21 protein-coding genes and 1 pseudogene are annotated in these 19,912 nt (G+C 63.5%); 12 read left to right on the top strand and 10 right to left on the bottom strand.

Features of this window, described 5'->3' with window-relative positions; genetic code table 11:
- Nucleotides 1-26: 26 nt before the first annotated feature.
- A complete protein-coding gene (locus ACFFNA_RS21405; RefSeq protein ID WP_111544132.1) occupies nt 27-566 on the bottom strand; it encodes a protease inhibitor Inh/omp19 family protein in 540 nt (179 codons plus the stop codon).
- A gap of 318 nt (nt 567-884) precedes the next feature.
- Here ACFFNA_RS21405 and ACFFNA_RS21410 point away from each other — a divergent pair, with 318 nt between their 5' ends.
- The 8 genes and pseudogenes from ACFFNA_RS21410 (at nt 885) to ACFFNA_RS21445 (ending at nt 8,468) form a co-directional block, all read left to right on the top strand.
- Nucleotides 885-1,889 (top strand): MBL fold metallo-hydrolase, encoded by a 1,005-nt coding sequence (locus ACFFNA_RS21410; protein ID WP_378921377.1) that lies wholly within the window; start codon nt 885-887, stop codon nt 1,887-1,889.
- Nucleotides 1,890-1,966: 77 nt separating this feature from the next.
- Nucleotides 1,967-2,533: a hypothetical protein gene (locus ACFFNA_RS21415; RefSeq protein ID WP_378921379.1), complete on the top strand. Its 567-nt coding sequence runs from the start codon at nt 1,967-1,969 to the stop codon at nt 2,531-2,533.
- Between the two features lie 168 nt (nt 2,534-2,701).
- Nucleotides 2,702-3,586: a diaminopimelate epimerase gene (gene dapF / locus ACFFNA_RS21420; RefSeq protein ID WP_378921381.1), complete on the top strand. Its 885-nt coding sequence runs from the start codon at nt 2,702-2,704 to the stop codon at nt 3,584-3,586.
- On the top strand, nt 3,586-4,884 hold the full coding sequence (gene mtaB / locus ACFFNA_RS21425) for a tRNA (N(6)-L-threonylcarbamoyladenosine(37)-C(2))-methylthiotransferase MtaB (protein WP_378921383.1): 1,299 nt from the start codon (nt 3,586-3,588) through the stop codon (nt 4,882-4,884). Before dapF ends, mtaB begins: the two co-directional genes overlap by 1 nt.
- An 11-nt stretch (nt 4,885-4,895) precedes the next feature.
- Nucleotides 4,896-6,545 (top strand): signal recognition particle-docking protein FtsY, encoded by a 1,650-nt coding sequence (gene ftsY, locus ACFFNA_RS21430; protein ID WP_378921385.1) that lies wholly within the window; start codon nt 4,896-4,898, stop codon nt 6,543-6,545.
- A 62-nt stretch (nt 6,546-6,607) separates the two neighbouring features.
- Complete coding sequence (locus tag ACFFNA_RS21435) at nt 6,608-7,282, top strand: septation protein A (RefSeq protein WP_378921387.1); 675 nt, start codon at nt 6,608-6,610, stop codon at nt 7,280-7,282.
- Nucleotides 7,283-7,292: 10 nt separating this feature from the next.
- Nucleotides 7,293-7,897 (top strand): annotated as a pseudogene (locus ACFFNA_RS21440) (pyridoxamine 5'-phosphate oxidase family protein).
- A 40-nt stretch (nt 7,898-7,937) separates the two neighbouring features.
- A complete protein-coding gene (locus tag ACFFNA_RS21445; protein ID WP_378921389.1) occupies nt 7,938-8,468 on the top strand; it encodes an NADPH-dependent FMN reductase in 531 nt (176 codons plus the stop codon).
- 2 nt (nt 8,469-8,470) lie between these two features.
- Here ACFFNA_RS21445 and ACFFNA_RS21450 read toward each other — a convergent pair whose 3' ends face one another.
- Complete coding sequence (locus ACFFNA_RS21450) at nt 8,471-8,680, bottom strand: tautomerase family protein (protein ID WP_111544124.1); 210 nt, start codon at nt 8,678-8,680, stop codon at nt 8,471-8,473.
- 33 nt (nt 8,681-8,713) lie between these two features.
- Nucleotides 8,714-9,634 (bottom strand): SMP-30/gluconolactonase/LRE family protein, encoded by a 921-nt coding sequence (locus ACFFNA_RS21455; RefSeq protein WP_111544123.1) that lies wholly within the window; start codon nt 9,632-9,634, stop codon nt 8,714-8,716.
- Nucleotides 9,635-9,949: 315 nt separating this feature from the next.
- Between ACFFNA_RS21455 and ACFFNA_RS21460 the strand changes: the two genes are divergently transcribed.
- Complete coding sequence (locus ACFFNA_RS21460) at nt 9,950-10,117, top strand: hypothetical protein (protein ID WP_095083997.1); 168 nt, start codon at nt 9,950-9,952, stop codon at nt 10,115-10,117.
- Nucleotides 10,118-10,304: 187 nt separating this feature from the next.
- Here ACFFNA_RS21460 and ACFFNA_RS21465 read toward each other — a convergent pair whose 3' ends face one another.
- The 4 genes from ACFFNA_RS21465 to ccmA all read right to left on the bottom strand — a co-directional run bounded on the left by ACFFNA_RS21465 (nt 10,305) and on the right by ccmA (nt 12,633).
- Nucleotides 10,305-10,880, bottom strand: a complete 576-nt coding sequence (locus ACFFNA_RS21465; RefSeq protein WP_378921392.1) for a DsbE family thiol:disulfide interchange protein — start codon at nt 10,878-10,880, stop codon at nt 10,305-10,307.
- The gene (gene ccmD, locus ACFFNA_RS21470) at nt 10,877-11,044 is read right to left on the bottom strand and encodes a heme exporter protein CcmD (RefSeq protein ID WP_095083995.1); all 168 of its coding nucleotides are present in this window, start codon (nt 11,042-11,044) and stop codon (nt 10,877-10,879) included. The genes ACFFNA_RS21465 and ccmD overlap by 4 nt, the downstream gene beginning before the upstream one ends.
- Before the next feature lie 124 nt (nt 11,045-11,168).
- Nucleotides 11,169-11,834, bottom strand: a complete 666-nt coding sequence (gene ccmB, locus ACFFNA_RS21475) for a heme exporter protein CcmB (RefSeq protein WP_111544120.1) — start codon at nt 11,832-11,834, stop codon at nt 11,169-11,171.
- 196 nt (nt 11,835-12,030) lie between these two features.
- Nucleotides 12,031-12,633: a heme ABC exporter ATP-binding protein CcmA gene (ccmA, locus tag ACFFNA_RS21480; RefSeq protein ID WP_378921395.1), complete on the bottom strand. Its 603-nt coding sequence runs from the start codon at nt 12,631-12,633 to the stop codon at nt 12,031-12,033.
- Between the two features lie 281 nt (nt 12,634-12,914).
- Here ccmA and acnA point away from each other — a divergent pair, with 281 nt between their 5' ends.
- Nucleotides 12,915-15,605: an aconitate hydratase AcnA gene (gene acnA / locus ACFFNA_RS21485; protein ID WP_378921397.1), complete on the top strand. Its 2,691-nt coding sequence runs from the start codon at nt 12,915-12,917 to the stop codon at nt 15,603-15,605.
- A gap of 103 nt (nt 15,606-15,708) precedes the next feature.
- On the opposite strand, the gene ACFFNA_RS21490 is transcribed toward acnA, so the two are convergent.
- The gene (locus ACFFNA_RS21490; RefSeq protein WP_378921399.1) at nt 15,709-16,377 is read right to left on the bottom strand and encodes a ceramidase domain-containing protein; all 669 of its coding nucleotides are present in this window, start codon (nt 16,375-16,377) and stop codon (nt 15,709-15,711) included.
- Between the two features lie 174 nt (nt 16,378-16,551).
- On the opposite strand from ACFFNA_RS21490, the gene ACFFNA_RS21495 reads away from it, so the two are divergent.
- A complete protein-coding gene (locus ACFFNA_RS21495) occupies nt 16,552-17,337 on the top strand; it encodes a DUF1223 domain-containing protein (protein WP_111544116.1) in 786 nt (261 codons plus the stop codon).
- A gap of 543 nt (nt 17,338-17,880) precedes the next feature.
- A complete protein-coding gene (locus ACFFNA_RS21500) occupies nt 17,881-18,267 on the top strand; it encodes a DUF2794 domain-containing protein (protein ID WP_378921401.1) in 387 nt (128 codons plus the stop codon).
- 4 nt (nt 18,268-18,271) lie between these two features.
- Here ACFFNA_RS21500 and ACFFNA_RS21505 read toward each other — a convergent pair whose 3' ends face one another.
- Both ACFFNA_RS21505 and ACFFNA_RS21510 read right to left on the bottom strand, forming a co-directional pair.
- Nucleotides 18,272-18,841, bottom strand: a complete 570-nt coding sequence (locus ACFFNA_RS21505; protein ID WP_378921403.1) for a GNAT family N-acetyltransferase — start codon at nt 18,839-18,841, stop codon at nt 18,272-18,274.
- A 111-nt stretch (nt 18,842-18,952) separates the two neighbouring features.
- Nucleotides 18,953-19,732, bottom strand: a complete 780-nt coding sequence (locus tag ACFFNA_RS21510; RefSeq protein ID WP_111544112.1) for a Bax inhibitor-1/YccA family protein — start codon at nt 19,730-19,732, stop codon at nt 18,953-18,955.
- Between the last annotated feature and the right edge of the window lie 180 nt (nt 19,733-19,912).

Raw genomic sequence — 19,912 nt, forward strand, 5'->3', positions numbered from 1 at the left:
TAAAAACAAATAGGGGGCGGGTCAGCCTATCTTGTAAGCGAAATCGCCTGGCCGTTGGAAGTCTGGCCGTCGAATTTTGAGCCGCCCGACGAATAGAGCCGCGCCAGCGTGCCGCCATTCTCGTCATAGAGCGTCAGCTGTTTGCCGGCGACATTCCACGACTTGATGCCGTCGATCGGCGCCGGGCAGTGCAACGGTCCAGCGCGGAAGCCGGCGCCGAACTTGGTCTGCGGCGTCGCCACCTTGCAGCTCTGGCCCGAAACGCTGGCATTCCAGACACCGGCGACGGCGGCCGCGGTCAGATCCGTGGCGCCGGCGGGCGCCGAGCCGTCCGGCGGCAAGGACGCAACCTGCGTATTCGCCGGCGCGGTCGGGAATTTCGACGGGTCGGTGGCGCCCGGTGCTGCCGGCGGCGGCAGCTGATTGGCGGTCACCTGGCCGGCCGGTGCCGGCTGCAGCGGTGCCGGCTGCTGGTCATCCATCGACGAGAAGCGTGAGGTCGAACAGCCACTCGCAACGAGCGCCGCCAGCGATACGGCCACCAGGCCGCTTTTCGAAAAAATCATTCCAACCTCCGTCGGATCCGGCTCGGGGACGCCGTCCGCACAATCTCACCTCCACCAAGATGGAGAAGGTGGCGAAATTTCAACCCGATATGGTTAAAATACGGTTTGCAGCAAGATCTGTTGCAAATTTATCGCAATCCTGGCGGCACTGGCCGCGTGTCGCTCCAACCCTTGGATCGGTGCGGCCCCCCGCACCCGGCAAGCCGGAAGCCGCATTTGCGGTCTTTCCGGAAGCCGCATTTGCGGTCTTCCAAATGCTTGCGCCGGCCGGCATTGGTCCTATCTCTTGGAAACCGAAACCTGCCGGAGCGCAAGAATTTGGCCGCGAGAAAGAAAGCCGCCAACCGCTACTACAGCGGCCCACCCAGCGATCATTTCGACGGCACCTTGTTCTTCAATCCCGACGGCCAGCCACCCGGCCGTTTCGCCGACCTGCTGAAATGGCAGTTGAGTGGCAAGCGCTCGAAATGGCCGGCGACCACTCCGAGCCCTTTGCCGCAGGCAAAACCGGCGACACGGGTCGAAGGCGCAGCGTTGCAACTGACCATGGTCGGCCATTCCACCTTGCTGATCCAGACGGCCGGCCTGAACATCCTCACCGATCCGATCTGGTCGCCGCGCGCATCGCCGCTCGCCTTCGCCGGGCCAAAACGCGTCATGCCGCCAGGCATTGCCTTCGCCGACCTGCCGCCGATCGACCTCGTTCTGGTCAGCCACAACCATTACGACCATCTCGACCTCGCCACGCTGAAGCGGCTGAAGGCCAGCCACGACCCGCTGGTGATCACCCCGCTCGGCAACGATGCCCTGATTGGCGAAGCAGTTCCCGGGATGCGGCTGTCGGCGCATGACTGGGGCAACAGGGTCGAGATCGGCAACGGCGTCGCTATCCATGTCGAGCCGGCGCATCACTGGTCGGCGCGTGGCGCCCGCGACCGGCGCATGGCGCTGTGGGCCGGCTTCGTCATCGAGACGCCGAATGGCAAGGTCTATTTCGCCGGCGACACCGGCTTCCACGATGGCATCAACTACCGGCTGATGGCTGAAAAACATGGCGGCTTCCGCTTCGCCATCCTGCCGATCGGCGCCTATGAGCCGCGCTGGTTCATGGCGCCGCAGCATCAGAATCCGGAAGAAGCCGTGCAAGGCATGAAACTGTGCAACGCCGCCTATGCCGCCGGTTGCCACTGGGGCACCTTCCGGCTCACCGACGAACCGATCGACGAGCCGGCGCGGAAATTGACCGAGGCGCTCGACGATCAAGGCATCCCGCGGCAGCGCTTTCGCGCCTTGCGGCCCGGCGAGGTCTGGGACGTACCTTGAGGCCTGCTGAGGATTGCCGTTTACCCCACCGCGGTTTTCGCTCACCATGGCGTTTCTGGGGAACGGAGTCGCATCTTATGAAATCAATCCTGGCAATCCTGCTCGCTATGGGAATCTCCACGTCGGCAGCCTTTGCCGGAGACATCGCCGATCGCGCGGCGGAAGCGGAAAAGCTGCTGCAGTCGGGCGACGGCGCCGGCGCGCTGGACAAATTCCGCAGTGCCGAGGAAGCCTTTTGGCAAGCGACGCCGCTGGCCGTTCTGAATGTCAAACAGGTCGACACGGCGAGCGGCTTCGGCATCTACAGCGAGCGTGCCAATCACATCTACAAGCCCGGCGAGAAGATCGTGCTCTACATGGAACCTGTCGGCTATGGCTACGGCTCGGATGGCCTCGGCAACAGCATGATCGCGCTTTCCGTCGACATCACTATCTTTTCCGCGGCGGGCGAGTCCCTCGCTACGAGTGCGAAGGTCGGCCGTGTTCAGGTCGCTTCCCGCTCACACAACCGCGAATTGTTCTTCAAACTGGACCTCTCCCTCGACGGCTTGCCGGCCGGCAAATACCGGTGCGACTTCCTCATGCATGACGAGAATTCGAGCAAGACGGCGCCCTTCACCACCGATATCGAGATCGCCGGCTAGATATAGCCCCGGGCATCGGCCTCGCGGCGCATCCTCATCGGCATCGTTCTGGTCATCTTCCTGCTCGTGGTGCTCGGCATCTTCGCGGTGACGTAAGCCGCCTGCGCACTGGTAATTCCCGCTCGTTTCCGCCATATAGCGCCAAACGGACACGGAATTCGCGGAGCAATGGCCAGCACTGCCCCTTTCGCCAAGATGAACGGCATCGGCAACGAGATCATCGTTGCCGACATGCGTAGCCGTGCCGATCGGGTGACGCCGGCTGCCGCCATTGCGCTGAACGCCGATGCCGCGACCAGGTTCGACCAGATCATGGCGATCCACGACGCCCGGACGCCGGGCACCGCCTTTTTCATCGACATCTTGAATTCCGACGGCTCCAAGGCTCAGGCCTGCGGCAACGGCATGCGCTGCGTCGTCCAGGCGCTCGCCGCAGAAACCGGCCAGAAGACCTTCACCTTCGAGACCGTCGCCGGCATCCTCAACGCACGCGAACATGCCGACGGGTCAATCTCGGTCGACATGGGCATACCGCGTTTCGGTTGGCAGGACATTCCACTGGCCGAGGAGTTCCACGATACCCGCATGATCGAGCTGCAGATCGGTCCGATCGACGCGCCGGTGCTGCATTCGCCCTCGGTGGTCTCGATGGGTAACCCGCACGCCATATTCTGGGTCGACCGCGACGTCTGGTCCTATGAGCTCGACCGCTTCGGGCCGCTGCTCGAGAACCATCCGATGTTTCCCGAGCGCGCCAACATCACCATCGTTGAGGTCACCTCGCCCGACACCATGGTCATCCGCACCTGGGAGCGCGGCGCCGGCCTGACCAAGGCCTGCGGCTCCGCCGCATGCGCATCGGTGGTCGCCGCGGCCCGCACCAACCGGACCGGCCGCAGCGTCAGCCTGGTGACGCCCGGCGGCGGCTCGCTGCATGTCGAATGGCGCGGCGACGACCACGTCATCCTCACCGGTGCCGCCGAATGGGAATTTTCCGGCAGCTTCGATCCGTCGACCGGCACCTGGGCCCGCGACACCGAAAGCGCGGCCTGATGGCCTCCCTCTCCAAGGGTATCGATGTCGTCACCTTCGGCTGCCGGCTGAACACCTATGAGTCCGAGGTGATGCGGCGCGAGGCGGAAAGCGCCGGCCTTGGCGCGCTGGAAGGCGGCGCCGTGATCTTCAACACCTGCGCCGTGACCGGCGAGGCGGTACGCCAGGCAAAGCAGGCGATCCGCAAGGCGCGCCGCGACAACCCCGAAGCGCGCATCATCGTCACCGGCTGCGCCGCGCAGACCGAGCCGCAGAATTTCGCCGCCATGGACGAGGTCGACCTCGTGCTTGGCAATGAGGAGAAGCTGAAGGCGAACTCCTATCGGGCGCTGCCGGATTTCGGCGTCAACGACACCGAGAAGGCACGCGTCAACGACATCTTTTCGGTGCGCGAGACCGCCGGCCACATGGTCGACGCCATCGAGGGCAGGGCGCGCGCCTTCGTCCAGGTGCAGAACGGCTGCGACCACCGCTGCACCTTCTGCATCATTCCCTATGGTCGCGGCAATTCGCGCTCGGTGCCGATGGGCGCCGTGGTCGAGCAGATCAAGCGGCTCGCCGGCAACGGCTATGCCGAGATCGTGCTGACCGGCGTCGACATGACCAGTTTTGGCGCCGACCTGCCGGGTGCGCCAAAGCTCGGCAGACTGGTAAAAACAATCCTCAAGCAGGTGCCCGATGTGAAGCGGCTGCGGCTGTCCTCGATCGATTCGATCGAGGCCGACGACGATTTGCTCGACGCCATCGCCACCGAGCCGCGGCTGATGCCGCATCTGCATCTGTCGCTGCAATCCGGCGACGACATGATCCTGAAGCGCATGAAGCGCCGCCATCTGCGCGATCAGTCGATCCGCTTCTGCGAGGATGTGCGCAAATTGCGCCCCGGCATCGTCTTCGGCGCCGACATCATCGCCGGCTTCCCGACCGAAACGGATGAGATGTTCGAAAACTCGGAAAAAATCGTCGAGGAATGCGGACTGACCCATCTGCATGTCTTCCCGTTCAGCCCACGCGAAGGCACGCCCGCCGCGCGTATGCCGCAGGTGCGGCGCGAATTGGTCAAGCAGCGCGCCGCCCGGTTGCGCGCCGCGGGTGAGGCTGCGTATCGGCGCCATCTGTCGTCGCTTTCCGGAACGCGCCAGTCGATCCTGATCGAGCGTGACGGTCTTGGCCGCACCGAAGGTTTTACGCTTGCCGCACTCGGCGCGGGCGTGCCGGGTGAGATCGTCGCGGCCGATATCACCGGCCACGATGGCGCCCGGCTGATCGCGGCGCCGCTTGCCGCCCGCGCCGCCTGAGACCGCAAAGCATGGCTGGTTTTTTCAAGAAGATATTTTCGTTCGGCAAGAAGGAAGTGGTCGAGGAACCGGTCGACGAGACCGCCCCGCTGCCGCCGATCAAATGGGAAGCGCTCGATGCGCTGAAGCCGGCGTCCGAACAGGTTGTTCCGGAATTTCTGAAGCGCGACGAGCCGCAGCCCGAGGCGGAAATTGTACCGACACTGCCGGCCGAGCCGGAAGTGCCGTCGGAGCCGGCGCCTGTCGAGGAACCAGCGCCCGAGCCGGCACCGATCATTCCGCCCGAGCCGGAAATCCGGCCTGAGCCTGCCCCGGTTGAAGAGCCGCAGCCGGTTGAACCGGAAGCGCCCGCCGAGGAGCCTGCGCCAGAGGAAATCCCACCCGCGCCTGTGGTGCCGGAGCCGGTTCCTGCACTGGAGCCGCGCGAAATTCCGGAGCCGGAGCGGCCGGAAATCGTGCCGCAACCGGAGAAACAGCCAGAACCTGCGCCAGTCGAAGTGCCGGCACCGCCGGTCGAGACTCCCGCCGAAACGCCGGCGCCCGAAATCCCGCCGGCCGAAGTTTCGCCGCCCATTCGCCAGCCGGCTCCGATTGAAGCACAGCCTGTCATTGCCGAGGTCGCGCCCGAACCTCAGGCCGTCCCGCAACCGGCGCCAAAACCCGTTCCCGCTCCCGGCAAGGTGACCGTCACCAAGAAGGTCGAGCAGAAGGCCGAACCGCAGAAAGCGCCGGAACCGGCGCCGAGGCGCTCGTGGTTCCAGCGCATGAGGGATGGGCTTGCCCGTTCGTCGCGCGAGCTCACCGGCAACATCGCCGGCGTCTTCACCAAGCGCAAGCTGGACGAAGAGACCCTGCAGGACCTCGAGGATGTGCTGATCCGCGCCGATCTCGGCATGGAAACCGCGCTGCGCGTCACCGATGCGCTGGCTTCCAGCCGCTACGGCAAGGATGTTTCCGACGCGGAAGTGCGCGCCATCATGGCGGCCGAGGTGGAGAAGGTGCTGGCCCACGTCGCCATGCCGCTGGAGCTCGATCTCTCGCACAAGCCGCATGTCATCCTGGTGGTCGGCGTCAACGGCACCGGCAAGACCACCACCATCGGCAAGCTGGCGGCAAAACTGACCGATGGCGGCCTGTCGGTGATGCTCGCGGCCGGCGACACGTTCCGTGCCGCCGCGATCGAGCAATTGAAGATCTGGGGCGAGCGGACGAAATCACCGGTCATCGCCTCCAAGATCGGCGCCGATGCCGCGGGGCTGGCCTATGACGCCTTCGAACGAGCAAAAGAAGCCGGCTCCGACGTGCTGATTATCGACACCGCCGGCCGCCTGCAGAACAAGACCGAGCTGATGGCCGAGCTCGAAAAGATCGTCCGCGTGCTGGGCAAGCTCGACCCGGAAGCGCCGCACACCGTTTTGCAGACGGTAGACGCCACCACCGGCCAGAACGCGCTCAACCAGGTCGAGATCTTCCGCAATGTCGCCGGCGTCAACGGCCTGGTGATGACCAAGCTGGACGGCACGGCGCGTGGCGGTATTCTGGTGGCGATCGCGGCAAAGCACAAATTGCCGGTCTATTTCATCGGCGTCGGCGAACAGGTCGATGACCTCGAACCTTTTTCGGCAAGCGAATTCGCCAGGGCGATCGCTGGAGTTGCCTAACAAGCACATCCCAAAAAGTTGCAGACTTTTTGGATCAGATTATGCGTAAGAAAGTAAAGTCTATGAACCCACCCATTCTCGAACGCGATCCGTCCGACCCGCAAAAAGAGAAGAAGGAAGGCGTCAATCCGCTGCTCAAACTGGTGCTGGAGCTGGGGCCGTTGATGGTGTTTTTCTTCGCCAATGCGCGCGGCGAATGGCTGGTGCGGAAATTCCCTGTCCTGGCCGAATTGGGCGGCCCGATCTTCGTCGCCACCGGCCTGTTCATGGCCGCCACCGCCATCGCGCTGATCGCCTCATGGCTGCTGATGCGCACCTTGCCGATCATGCCGATGGTGTCGGGCGTCGTCGTCTTCATCTTCGGCGCGCTGACGCTCTATCTGCAGGACGACATCTTCATCAAGATGAAGCCGACCATCGTCAACACGCTGTTCGGCGGCGTGCTGCTCGGCGGTCTCTACTTCGGCAGATCGCTGCTCGGCTATGTCTTCGATTCGGCCTTCAGCCTCGACGCCGAGGGCTGGAGGAAGCTGACCTTCCGCTGGGGTCTGTTCTTCCTGTTCCTGGCCCTTGCCAATGAAGTGGTGTGGCGGAATTTTTCCACCGACGCCTGGGTTACCTTCAAGGTCTGGGGCATCATGCCGATCACGCTTCTGTTCACCTTCAGCCAGATGCCGCTGATCCTGCGCCATTCGCTCGACGAGAAAGCCGGGAAAGAAGAGAAGGCCGGGAAATAGGGAGAGGGTCATGGAATTCGTCACCACGCGCGATGAGCTGAGGACGATCTACAAGACGCCGCGACCGACCGACGGCTCTATCCGCAAGGAATTGAAGGCGCTCGACGGCCATTGCCGCTCCTTCATCGGCAAGAGCCCGTTCGTGCTGATCGGCTCGTCCGACGGCGCCGGCAATGCCGCGACAAACCGGGCTTCGCCGCCGTGCTCGACGACACGACCATCGCTATTCCCGACCGGCCCGGCAACAACCGGCTCGACACGCTGGAGAACATCCTCCTCAACCCGTCGGTCGGGCTGCTCTTCCTCATTCCCGGCATGAACGAGACGCTGCGCGTCAACGGCGACGCCCGCATCACCGTCGACGCGACCTTGCGCAAACGGCTCGCCGTCGACGGCAAGGAACCACAAAGCGTCGTCGTGGTCACCGTCAAGGCCGCCTACATGCATTGCGCCAAGGCCTTCATGCGCTCGGATCTGTGGAAGCCGGAAACCTGGTACGACCGCGCAACGCTGCCGACGCTCGGCCAGATCCTGCGTGACCAGCTGGCGCTGGCAGAGACTGCCGGCAGCATCGACCGCGAGCTGGACCAGGATTACCGCAAGACCTTGTGGTAGTTTTTCGCGTCACGATTCACCTGTATCCGGCCGCTCTCCCTTGATCGAAATCCTCGCCATTTCCGGCAGCCTGCGAGCGGCCTCCACCAATGCCGCACTGGTCGCGGCCCTGGCGCGCAACGCCCCGCCCGGCTGCCACGTCACCGTCTATGACCGGCTTGGCCGTCTGCCGATCTTCAATCCCGACGATGAGGCCGAGCGGACGCCGCATGAAGCCTCCGCGCTGATCGACACCGTCACGCAAGCCGACGGCGTCATCATCTCCTGTCCGGAATATGCCCATGGCGTGCCGGGCGGACTGAAGAATGCCCTCGACTGGCTGGTGTCGCGCGACGCCGCCGTCGCCAAGCCCGCCATGCTGGTGCACGCCTCGCCGCGCTCGCTGTTTGCCCGCGCCGCGCTGACCGAGGTCATGCGCACCATGTCGTTCGCGCTTTGCGAAGATGTGCTGGAGATCGCCCTGCTCGGCAAGAAGCCGCCGGAGGTGGAGAACATCCTGGCTGAGCCGGAAAACCGACTGGCAATGCGCGATGCGCTGTCCGCTTTCGCGGGCTTCATCGCCGACCGCTGAGGCTACTTCTTGCTTCTCAGCGTCTCGACATCGGTCTTGCCGACGTACCAGTCGCGGGCGTTGACCTCCTCGAAGACCACCCAGACATCGTCATTGCCCAGTCCGGTGGCGTCCATGATGGCCGCCGTGACCCTTTTGGCTATGTCCGCCTTCTTGCCCGCCGGGTCAGCGGCAATCACTTCCTTGACGATGCGGATGCTCACGAATGGCATGGCGTCCTCCCCTTCGATGTTGTTGACGGTCGCTCAATAGGTCTTGGCGCCGTTGACCATCAGCCTCACCATATAGAGCGACGTGGTGCCGGCGATATAGAGGCAATTCAGCTTGTTGCCGCCGAACACGCAATTGGCGGTGACCTCCGGCACCTTGACCTTGCCGATCAGCGTCCCGTCCGGATCGTAGCAGTGGATGCCGTCGGCCGCACTGGTCCAGATGCGGCCGTCCTCATCGAGCCTGAAGCCGTCGAACATGCCGGCCGTGCAGTCGGCGAAGACCTTTTCGCCGGAAACCTTCTTGCCGCCCTTGCCGACATTGAATACCCGCATATGGGCAGGATCTTGCGCGCCATGCGTGCGGCCGGTGTCGACGACATAGAGCTTGCTCTCGTCGAGCGAGAAGGCAAGGCCGTTGGGCCTGACCATGTCGGTGATGACGGCCTCGACCTCGCCCGTGCCGGGATCGACCCGATAGACGTAGCAGGCGCCGATCTCGCTTTCGGCCTTGTCGCCCTCATAGTCGGTGTCGATGCCGTAGCTCGGATCGGTGAACCAGATCGAGCCATCCGACTTCACCACCGCATCGTTGGGCGAATTCAGCCGCTTGCCACGCCATTTGGCGGCGATGGTGGTGACCGAACCGTCAAACTCGGTGCGGCTGACACGGCGGCCCGAGTGCTCGCAGGTCACCAGCCGGCCCTGCCGGTCGACGGTGTTGCCATTGGAGTTGCCGGACGGCTGACGGAAGACGCTGACATTGCCGTCGGTCTCGTCGTAGCGCAGCATGCGGTTGTTGGGGATGTCGGACCAGACGACATAGCGGCCGGCGGCGAACCAGGCTGGCCCCTCCGCCCACTGGCATCCGGTGAACAGCTTCTCCACTTGCGCGTTGGAATTGAACAGCCGCGCGAAACGCGGATCAAGAACTTCATAATAATCTGCGGCGGCCATGCTTTTCCTCCTGGCATCAGGTCGGGCGCGATCAAGCCAGCCGGAGATCGATCTGGCAAGATCGATGATGAGTGCTTCACCGCATCTTGACGTCTCAAGGCAGATGGGAAGCAACGCCAACCTGCTGGAGCTGCCTGGCTAACCTGGGTTAAGCGCGCTTAACCCAGGTTAAGCTGGCTTAACCTGCTATGCGCTACGTGCAATGGTGCATTGCAACATCTTCTTTTTGCAATGCACCATTACTATGTCATGCTTCGTACTGATCAAGGGAGGAAGAACCAGCCGCCAAAAATGCGGCACAGAAGGAAACTCGCTATGATCTTCAACGATCTCATGACCCGCGCTCGCACCAGCATTGCCAAGCGCAAGCACTACAACCGCCTTGTCGCCGAAATCGACAGCTTTTCCAGCCGCGACCTGGCCGACATGCGCGCCGACCGCAGCGAAATGCTCTACCAGGTCCACAAGCAGATCTACGGCTGATCTTAAGATCCATCGACTCGGCGCCACCCAGGCGCGTTGAGATTCAGGTCAGGCCGAGCCGGAGTCGAAAGACGGGCGCGAAGACCAAACAAGGTGGGTTCCGAAAACCGGAGCGGCGCGTACTTTTGGGTACGTGAGCACCGGAAGCGCAGGAAGCCGCCATTTGCAGGCCGGCATCACCTGAATATCAATGCGCCGCCAATGCCTTGTCGATCTGCGGCAACAGCACCGTCCGCGCCGCCTCGGCGGTCAGCGGGCCGACATGCTTGTAGGCGACCTTGCCGTCCTTGCCGATGACGAAGGTTTCCGGCACGCCGTAGACACCCCAGTCGATCGCCGTGCGGCCGGCTTCGTCGACCCCAATCGCCTGGAACGGATTGCCGAGATCGCCAAGGAAACGCCGGGCGTTTTCCGGCTCGTCCTTGTAGTTCAGCGCCGCCATGACGAAACGCTTGTCCTGCGCCAGCGCCAGCAGCACCGGATGCTCTTCGCGGCACGGCGCGCACCACGACGCAAACACGTTGACCAGCGTGACCTTGCCGGCGAAGGATTTCGAATCGAGCCCGGGCAGGTTGCTGCCCTCCAGCGGCGGCAGGTTGGTCTGCGGCGCCGGCAGGCCGATCAAGGCCGACGGCACTTCCGAAACGTCGCGCCCCGACAACAGCTGCGCCAGGAACAGTCCGGCCAAGCCGAGGAAGACCAGCAGCGGCAACAGCACGAACAGGCGGCGACGGGGCGTCGGCGTTTCCATCTCTGTGCTCATGGCTTGGCGCCTTTGTCGGAACGCCGCCGCACGCCTGACGCTTCGAGTTCAGCGAGTTCGCGTTTGCGCGCCCGCTGGTCGAGCAGGATCCAGCCGACCAGCCCGGCCAGCACCACGGCGGTGATCGTATAGGCGGCGGTGACGTAGAGTGCGTGCGCGCTCATGCGGCAGGCCTCGCCAAAGTGCCGCTTTCCAAACCGGTCATTTCGCCCAATTCGAACATGCCTTCCCTTAGCCTCGCGCCATCGGCTTCGCAATCGGTCGCCGCGCCGCAGCCTTTGACGTCACTCAATCCGTTCCGTGGCGCAGCGCCAGCGCCGCCGAGACCGGCCCCAGCACGGCAAGAAACAGGGTCAGCGCGGCAAGAATGAGGAAGGGCTGCAGAAACGGATCGGGATTGGCCGTCGCGCCGTAACTCGCCGAAACGCCGAAGATCAGCACCGGGATGGTCAGCGGCAGCACCAGCACCGAGATCAGCAGCCCGCCACGCGGCAGCGCCACCGCCACCGCCGCACCCGCCGCGCCGATGAAGGTGATCGCCGGCGTGCCGACCAGCAGCGTCAACGCCGTGGCGCCTATTGCCGCCGGCTCCATATTCATGAACAGGCCGAGCAAGGGAGCGGCAATGACCAGCGGCAGCACGCTGCCCGCCCAATGCGCCAGGCATTTGATCAGCACCGTCAAGGCCAGCATATGGCGGTCGTTGCCAAGCACCAGCAGATCGAGCGAGCCGTCCTCGCGGTCGGCCTGGAACAGCCGGTCGAGGCCGAGCAGACAGGACAGCAGCGCGCCGATCCACAGGATCGCCGGCCCGATGCGGGCCAGCAGCTTCAGGTCCGGCCCAACGCCGAACGGAATGGTGGCGATGACGGCGAGGAAGAAGATGACGCCAGTTAACGCGCCGCCGCCAGCGCGGATGTTGAGGCGGATATCGCGCAGGAAGAGGGCTAGCATGATTTGAGATGCCGTTGCCCAGGCACCCCCCTCTGTCCTGCCGGACATCTCCCCCTCAAGGAGGGAGATTGGCCGTCACCTCGGCTTTCGCCAATCTCCGATGTTGCAGGACGAGCGAAGCGTTGAAACTGCCAATCTCCCCCCTTGAAGGGGAGATGCCCGGCAGGGCAGAGGGGGTCGCGAAGGAATACCGACATTACTCCCCCATCCTCAATTCCTTCGCCCCATCCAATCCCAGCGGCAAATGCGTCGCCGCAACGACGATCCCACCCTCTCCACGATGCTTCCCCATCAGCCCCGCAAACCGCGCCTCCGAGGCCTTGTCCAATCCCGCCGTCGGCTCATCCAGCAGCCACAGCGGCCGATGGCTGACCAAAAGCTTGGCGATCGCCGCGCGCCGCCGTTGCCCGGTCGACAGGTAGCCGAACGGCAGATGGCCGATGCCGCCGAGCCCGACCGTTTCCAGCGCCTCTTCGACGCCGACATCTCCATCGCCATTGAAGTCGCGCCAGAAGCGCAGATTTTCCGCCACGCTGAGCGCCGGCTTCATGGCGTTCTCGTGGCCAAGATAATGACAGGCCGACGCGATCGACGGAAACGCTTCGCCGCCGCCTTCGATCCGCACGTCGCCTTCCGCGACCGGCAGCAGCCCGGCGATGACCCGCAACAATGTTGATTTGCCCGCACCGTTCGGCCCGGTGACGACCAGCGACTGGCCGTCTTCCAGGGCAAAATCGATGCCGGAAAACACCATATCGCCGCCGCGTTCGCCGCCCAGATTTTCGGCGATCAGCCGCATCCCTCGCCTGCCCTGAAAACCATGTGTCGCGACAGCCGCCGCATCGCACAAATTTGCTTTGCAACTGTCTAGAACTATTCCAGAAAATTCTCTATATGCGGTGCATCCGTGCCAGCGGTCGGCGCGGGAACAGAATTAGCGCCGAACCAGCGCACGCGCCGCCTTGAACGGCTCGGGTTGCTTGGGAACGGACAGCGGAAATGGCCGTACCCGCACCTTTGCGCGTGATTGCATGCCATCGGCGTCCGTTCCCTTTCAGGCTGAACAGACAAGGATCGCACGTGTCAAAATCCCTAGACAGTTTCAATTGCCGCCGCACGCTGACCGCAAGCGGTACGGAGTATGTTTATTTCGATCTCATCGAGGCCGAGAAGAACGGTCTCACCGGCATCGCCCAGCTGCCCTATTCGATGAAGGTGCTGCTGGAGAACCTGCTGCGCAACGAGGACGGCCGCACCGTCACCAAAGAATCGATCCAGGCGGTCGCCGGCTGGCTGACCGACAAGGGCACCGCCGGCGTCGAGATCGCCTATCGCCCGGCCCGCGTCTTAATGCAGGATTTCACCGGCGTTCCAGCCGTGGTCGACCTTGCCGCCATGCGCGACGCCATGGCCTCGCTCGGCGGCGACCCGCAGAAGATCAACCCGCTGGTGCCCGTAGACCTCGTCATCGACCATTCCGTCATCGTCGATGAATTCGGCACGCCGCTGGCCTTCGCCCGCAATGTCGAGCTCGAATACGAGCGCAACGAGGAACGCTACAAGTTCCTGAAATGGGGCCAGCAGGCGTTCCGCAACTTCCGCGTCGTGCCGCCCGGCACCGGCATCTGCCATCAGGTCAACCTCGAATATCTCGGCCAGGTGGTGTGGACCAACACCGAGGACGGCGAAACCACCGCCTATCCCGACACCTGCGTCGGCACCGATTCGCACACCACGATGATCAACGGCCTTGGTGTGCTCGGCTGGGGCGTCGGCGGCATCGAGGCCGAGGCGGCCATGCTCGGCCAGCCTGTCTCCATGCTGTTGCCTGAAGTCATCGGCTTCCGCCTCACCGGCAGACTGAAGGAAGGCGTCACCGCCACCGACCTCGTGCTCACCGTCACCCAGATGCTGCGCAAGAAGGGCGTCGTCGGCAAGTTCGTCGAGTTCTTCGGCCCAGGCCTGTCCAACATGACGCTGGCCGACCGCGCCACCATCGGCAACATGGCGCCCGAATACGGTGCCACCTGCGGCTTCTTCCCGGTCGACAGCGAGACCATCCGCTACCTCACAATGTCCGGCCGCAGCGAGGACCGCATCGCCCTGGTCGAGGCCTACGCCAAGGCGCAAGGCCTGTGGCGCGACACCGGTTCGGCCGATCCGGTGTTCACCGACCTGCTCGAGCTGGAACTTGGTTCCGTCGTGCCGTCGATGGCCGGCCCCAAGCGGCCCGAAGGCCGCGTCGCGCTGGAAGGCATTCCGGAAGGCTTCGCCAAGGCGATGGAGACCGAATACAAGAAGGCCGCCGAGATCCACAAGCGCTACGCCGTTGAAGGCACCAGCCACGATCTCGGCCATGGCGACGTCGTCATCGCCGCCATCACCTCCTGCACCAACACGTCGAACCCGAGCGTGCTGATCGGCGCCGGCCTCCTGGCCCGCAACGCCAACCGCCTCGGTTTGAAGCAGAAGCCGTGGGTCAAGACCTCGCTGGCCCCTGGCAGCCAGGTGGTGGCCGAATATCTGGAGAAATCCGGCCTGCAGAAGGAGCTCGACCAGATCGGCTTCAACCTGGTCGGTTTCGGCTGCACCACCTGCATCGGCAATTCCGGCCCGTTGCCGGCGCCGATCTCGAAAACCATCAACGAAAAAGGCCTGATTGCCGCCGCGGTCCTGTCCGGCAACCGCAACTTCGAAGGCCGCGTCTCGCCCGACGTGCAGGCGAACTATCTCGCCTCGCCGCCGCTGGTCGTCGCCCACGCGCTGGCCGGCACCGTCACCAAGGACCTCACCACCGAGCCGCTCGGCGAGGACAAGAACGGCAATCCGGTCTACCTCAAGGATATCTGGCCGAGCTCGGCCGAGATCCAGGAGTTCATCGAGAAGAACGTCACCCGCGAGCTGTTCGCCCGCAAATATGCCGACGTCTTCAAGGGCGACGAATACTGGCAGAACGTCAAGGCGCCGGAAGGCCAGACCTATGCCTGGGACGACAATTCGACCTATGTGCAGAACCCGCCCTATTTCGCCGGCATGACCGCCGGTTTCGGCAAGATCGGCGACATCAAGGGCGCCCGCGTGCTCGGCCTGTTCGGCGACAAGATCACCACCGACCACATCTCGCCGGCGGGTTCGATCAAGGCGGCCTCACCGGCCGGCAAATACCTCACCGACCATGGCGTCGGCGTCGCCGACTTCAACCAGTACGGCACGCGGCGCGGCAACCATGAGGTGATGATGCGCGGCACCTTCGCCAACATCCGCATCCGCAACCATATGCTGGGCGAGAATGGCCGCGAGGGCGGCTACACCATCCACTACCCGTCGAAGGAAGAGGAATCGATCTACGACGCGGCAATGGAGTACAAGAAGGAAGGCGTGCCTCTGGTGATCTTCGCCGGTGTCGAATACGGCAACGGCTCGTCGCGCGACTGGGCGGCCAAGGGCACCAATCTGCTCGGGGTCCGCGCCGTCATCGCCCAGTCCTTCGAGCGCATCCACCGCTCGAACCTGGTCGGCATGGGCGTCATTCCCTTCGTCTTCGAGGACGGCACGTCCTGGGCCTCGCTCAACCTGAAAGGCGACGAGCTGGTCGAGATCGACGGGCTGAGCGCCATCAAGCCGCGCCAGACGATGACCGCTAAGGTCACCTATGGCGACGGCACGGTGAAGAACGTGCCGATCATCTGCCGCATCGATACGCTGGACGAACTCGACTACTTCAAGAACGGCGGCATCCTGCAATACGTGCTGCGCGATTTGGCGGCTTAAGGGCAGGGAGTAGGCAGTAGGCAATAAGGGAATAGGGAAAGGCACCCCTACTGCCTACTGCCTACTGCCTACTGCCTACTGCCTACTGCCTACTGCCTACTGCCTACTGCCTACTGCCTTTTCCAAAGCGCGCCGTTGCCGCCAGCAGCACGCCGAGCATCAGCCCGTTAAAGATGTGCCAGAGGAAGTGCGTGCCGAGCGGAAAGCTGCCGCAGACCAGCGGGTCGATCATGCGGCAGATGACGGACACGACGAAGATCGCCGACCCCACCAGATTGTACCAGCCGGCGCGATTGCCGCTGGCCACCACCAGTGTGCCGAAGAAGGCGAGCGCCAGAAACGGCGGTAGATAGCCCGTCGTGCCGTTCGAGGCCTGGCGCAGCCAGTCCGGCACGGCGAAGGTTATCGCCCCGGCAACAGCGTAGAAGACAACGAACATGGCAATCGCCTTGCCCCATCGCAGGCCGAGGAAACGGCGCAGGTTGAACAGCGTATAGGCGAGCGTGAAGCCGGCGATCGGCAACACGTCGACCCAGACCGTGCCCCTGGTGGCGAAGGTGTGGAAGATCGTCGAGCCGATGCCGATTGCCACCACCCACCACGCCAGCACCTCGGCGAAGGTGCCGGTGCGCAGCCTGCGCACCTCGCGCACGCCCCACAGGCCGGCGGCGATGAAGGCGAGGTTTGACAGGGCATTGACCGGCTCGGACCAGAGTTCCGGCCCGGTCCGCTCGCAATAGAGATCGATCGGCGCCAAAAGAGTTTGCCACATCGTGATTGCCGCCCGAATCGATTTCTACCCTGAAGTGCAAGCCCTTTTCCTATTGCGCCGTTGTGGTCGGTTGCAATGGCAAAATTTCACCGCAACGTGACTTCCCGTTGACTTCCGGTTCTGCCACATATTTCAGCAATCACAATAAAGCCGGCACCACCGGCGGGAATCGGAATGGTTATGGCCTCGCGAAAATCATTGTGGCTGGCAGCCCTTGCGCTGGCCTTCTCAGCGTTTGCCGGCGCCGGCCAAACCGCCGAGCCCGGCAAGCCGCAGGCCGACAAAACCCAGATCGACAGGCCCTTGGGCGTGGTCGAGCTGTTCACCAGCCAGGGCTGCAATTCCTGCCCGCCGGCCGATGCGTTGTTCGCCGAGCTTGCCGCCAAGGAAGACATCGTCGCGCTCGCCTATCATGTCGACTATTGGGACTATCTCGGCTGGCAGGACACGCTGAGCCGCAAGGAGAACACCGAGCGGCAAAATGACTATATGCGCGCCTTCGGCAGCCGCTCCGTCTATACACCGCAGGCCGTCATCAACGGCCGCGTCCATGTCAACGGCGCCAGCCGCGTCGATGTCGACGGCGCGCTGGCCCGCATGGCCAAGAGCGGCGAAGGCATGCGGGTCGCCGTCAAGGTCAGCCGGACCAGCGACCGCGTGATGATCGACGCCGGCGATGCCGGAAACGGCCCCAGCGACGCCCATGTCGTCATCGTCTATTTCGACCCGCCGCAGACGGTCAAGATCGGCCAGGGTGAGAACACCGGCCGCAAGATGACCTATTGGAACGCGGTCTCGGGCATCCAGACCGCCGGCATGTGGCACGGCAAGGCACAGCGCTACGAATTGCCGATGAGCGAGATTTCCAAGAAGGGCGGCTGCGCCGTGCTGCTGCAGTCGGTCGGCAAGGATGGCCTGCCCGGCCCCATTCTGGGCGCCGCCTTCATTCACAAACCTTAGAAGCTTTCAGATCTCAATTGAGACGTTCCGTTGAGATGTCAGCGGGACAGCGCCCCCCCGAACGCCGGCAGGACAGAGGGGGGCGCGAAGGACCGCCTGCGTTGGGATGTCAGCGGATAGAACAACCGAATGCGAGGGGGATTCCACCCCGCGCGCCACCCGGAAAACAAAAAACCGACGTCAGCTTGCTTCTGACGTCGGTCATTTAGGTTTTGGGATCGTCGCACCCGATCCTTCCGAAGAAAGACCGAGGTTGGTTCGATCCGACGCAGACCCGTGGGCGGGGGGCTTGGGGTTTACGAGCCGGTGCCGGACCGAACCGTCTCAGGCAACGCCGGTAAATTCGTCGGACATTGGGGCATGAGCGCGGATAAAAAATGGCGAGAATGTGGCGAAGCATCACCAATTCCAACAGGGCGTTTCATAAAAGTGACTGGACGTTGCAGAAACAGCGCGGCGCCGCCCTCCCTTCGCCGGGTCTTGCAATTCAGCTGCGAACGCGCCAACTTTGGTTGGCAAAGATTCATTTTGAAGGATCGAGGCATGACCGACGACAGCGGCGGGACGGGGGATGGGGACGCATCCGCAATATTGATCCCGCTGCACGAGGCGCGACGCGAGCGCCTCGATCAGCCGGTGCGGTTCGACCGGCGTGAACTGGACCAGATCCTCAGACTCTACGGTCGCATGGTCGCCGCCAACGAATGGCGCGACTACGCCATCGATCATCTCACCGACAGGGCAGTGTTTTCGGTGTTCCGCCGCACCAGCGAAGTGCCGCTGTTCCAGATCGTCAAGGACCCGAAACTGGCGCGCAAACAGGGCGCCTTTGCCGTCATTGCCGCCGGCGGCCGCATCCTCAAGCGCGGCCAGGAGCTTGGCCGCGTGCTTGGGATATTCGACGGCAAGCTGAAGCTTGTCGAGGCTTAACCCTTTATTTTTGCTGGCGGAATTTTCGCTCCGGCAGCGAATCGGGATCAGGCGGAGCGAGCGCCCCGCCATTCAGCGAGAGCTGCATGAACACCGTGTCCAGCCAGCGCCCGTGCTTGTAGCCGGAGCCTTCGAGGCGTCCCGAATGGCGGAAGCCAAGCTTTTCGTGCAGCCGCACCGAGGCGCTGTCCGCCCGCCCGTCGCCGATCACCGCGATGACCTGGCGAAAGCCCGCCGCTCGGCATGCCTCGATCAGGCGTTGCATCAGCAACAGGCCAACCCCCTGGCCCTTGGCCTCGGGCGCGACATAGACCGAATCCTCGACGATGAAGCGGTAGGCCGGGCGCGGCCGGAAGGCGCCGGCATAGGCATAGCCGAGCACGGCGCCGTCCTTTTCCGCCACCAGATAGGGAAATCCTCCAGCCATCAGAGTGTCGAAGCGGACACCCATCTCAACGCGACCGGGCGGCTCCAGCTCATAGCTCGCCGTGCCCTGGGTGACCGCGTCGGCATAGATTTCCGTGATCCGGTCGAGATCGGCCGCTGTCGCGGTCCGGATGATGATACTGCTCATTATTTATGCATGCCGTTGTTCTGCCCGCAATAACAGCAAAAACAGACACAAAAGCAAAGGGCGGCCGTTGGGCCGCCCTTCAAGAACTCGATGGTCCAGCGTCGCAGCTAACTAACGGCGATCGCCCATGAACTGCAGCAGGAACATGAACAGGTTGATGAAGTCGAGATAGAGCCTCAGCGCGCCCATGATCGCCTTGCGGCCGGCGACATCCGAAGCGTCGCCATCGAAATACATCTCCTTGATCTTCTGCGTGTCGTAGGCGGTGAGGCCCGCGAACACCAGCACGCCGATCGCCGAAACAGCGAAGGACAGCGCCGACGACTGCAGGAAGATGTTGATCACCATTGCGATGATCAGACCGAACACGCCCATGATAAGGAACGAGCCCATCGCCGTCAGGTCGCGCTTGGTCGTGTAGCCGTAGAGCGACAGCGCGCCGAAAGCCGCGGCGGTGGCGAAGAAGGTCTGCGAAATGCTGGCCGTGGTGTAGACCAGAAAAATCGACGACAGCGACAGGCCGACGAGGCCGGCATAGACCCAGAACGTCGTCTGTGCCGCCGCAACGCTCATCGACTGGACGCGGAACGACAGGAACAGTACGGCGGCCAGCGGGGCAAAAATCACCACCCAGCGCAGCGGCGAGCCGAAGATCGCGTAGCCGAAGGAGGTCAGCATCTCGCCGCTCGGCAGCGTTGCGACAGCCGAGGCCGGATCGGTGGTGGTGGCCAGCATGATCGTGCCTACGGCGGCAAGACCGGTGATGAGGAGGCCAAGCCCCATCAGATTGTAGACCTTGATCATATAGGCGCGCAGGCCCTGATCGATGCCTGCATCAACGCCGGCGCCGGGCACGGCGCGCGTCTGATAGTTGCGAATGGGTTCAGCCATGGGAGTCCTCTATTGCTTCTGCCCCGTCGGGTGTCAGGTCCACCGGACCCAGGCGCCGCTGGCGGGGCTCCAGCATGCCTGTGGCGAAATATGATGGTTATTCGCGTCAAGAACAAGACCGTAACCGGGTGTAATGCTTCGTGAGACGCACACGGTCCGGTTTTTCGGCCTTTGGCGGCG

Source organism: Mesorhizobium kowhaii (assembly GCF_042431665.1).
GTDB classification, from domain to species: domain Bacteria; phylum Pseudomonadota; class Alphaproteobacteria; order Rhizobiales; family Rhizobiaceae; genus Mesorhizobium; species Mesorhizobium kowhaii.

Bases quoted from the DNA above. Each gene is read 5' to 3' on its own strand.
- ACFFNA_RS21510 (WP_111544112.1), bottom strand. From the start codon at position 19,732: ATGGCTGAACCCATTCGCAACTATCAGACGCGCGCCGTGCCCGGCGCC.
- ccmB (WP_111544120.1), bottom strand. From the start codon at position 11,834: ATGCTAGCCCTCTTCCTGCGCGATATCCGCCTCAACATCCGCGCTGGC.
- ACFFNA_RS21435 (WP_378921387.1), top strand. From the start codon at position 6,608: ATGAACCCACCCATTCTCGAACGCGATCCGTCCGACCCGCAAAAAGAG.
- ftsY (WP_378921385.1), top strand. From the start codon at position 4,896: ATGGCTGGTTTTTTCAAGAAGATATTTTCGTTCGGCAAGAAGGAAGTG.
- ACFFNA_RS21465 (WP_378921392.1), bottom strand. From the start codon at position 10,880: ATGAGCACAGAGATGGAAACGCCGACGCCCCGTCGCCGCCTGTTCGTG.
- ACFFNA_RS21500 (WP_378921401.1), top strand. From the start codon at position 17,881: ATGACCGACGACAGCGGCGGGACGGGGGATGGGGACGCATCCGCAATA.
- ACFFNA_RS21490 (WP_378921399.1), bottom strand. From the start codon at position 16,377: ATGTGGCAAACTCTTTTGGCGCCGATCGATCTCTATTGCGAGCGGACC.
- mtaB (WP_378921383.1), top strand. From the start codon at position 3,586: ATGGCCTCCCTCTCCAAGGGTATCGATGTCGTCACCTTCGGCTGCCGG.
- ACFFNA_RS21450 (WP_111544124.1), bottom strand. From the start codon at position 8,680: ATGCCATTCGTGAGCATCCGCATCGTCAAGGAAGTGATTGCCGCTGAC.
- ccmA (WP_378921395.1), bottom strand. From the start codon at position 12,633: ATGCGGCTGATCGCCGAAAATCTGGGCGGCGAACGCGGCGGCGATATG.
- ACFFNA_RS21405 (WP_111544132.1), bottom strand. From the start codon at position 566: ATGATTTTTTCGAAAAGCGGCCTGGTGGCCGTATCGCTGGCGGCGCTC.
- ACFFNA_RS21415 (WP_378921379.1), top strand. From the start codon at position 1,967: ATGAAATCAATCCTGGCAATCCTGCTCGCTATGGGAATCTCCACGTCG.
- ACFFNA_RS21495 (WP_111544116.1), top strand. From the start codon at position 16,552: ATGGTTATGGCCTCGCGAAAATCATTGTGGCTGGCAGCCCTTGCGCTG.
- dapF (WP_378921381.1), top strand. From the start codon at position 2,702: ATGGCCAGCACTGCCCCTTTCGCCAAGATGAACGGCATCGGCAACGAG.
- ACFFNA_RS21460 (WP_095083997.1), top strand. From the start codon at position 9,950: ATGATCTTCAACGATCTCATGACCCGCGCTCGCACCAGCATTGCCAAG.
- ACFFNA_RS21505 (WP_378921403.1), bottom strand. From the start codon at position 18,841: ATGAGCAGTATCATCATCCGGACCGCGACAGCGGCCGATCTCGACCGG.
- ccmD (WP_095083995.1), bottom strand. From the start codon at position 11,044: ATGAGCGCGCACGCACTCTACGTCACCGCCGCCTATACGATCACCGCC.
- ACFFNA_RS21455 (WP_111544123.1), bottom strand. From the start codon at position 9,634: ATGGCCGCCGCAGATTATTATGAAGTTCTTGATCCGCGTTTCGCGCGG.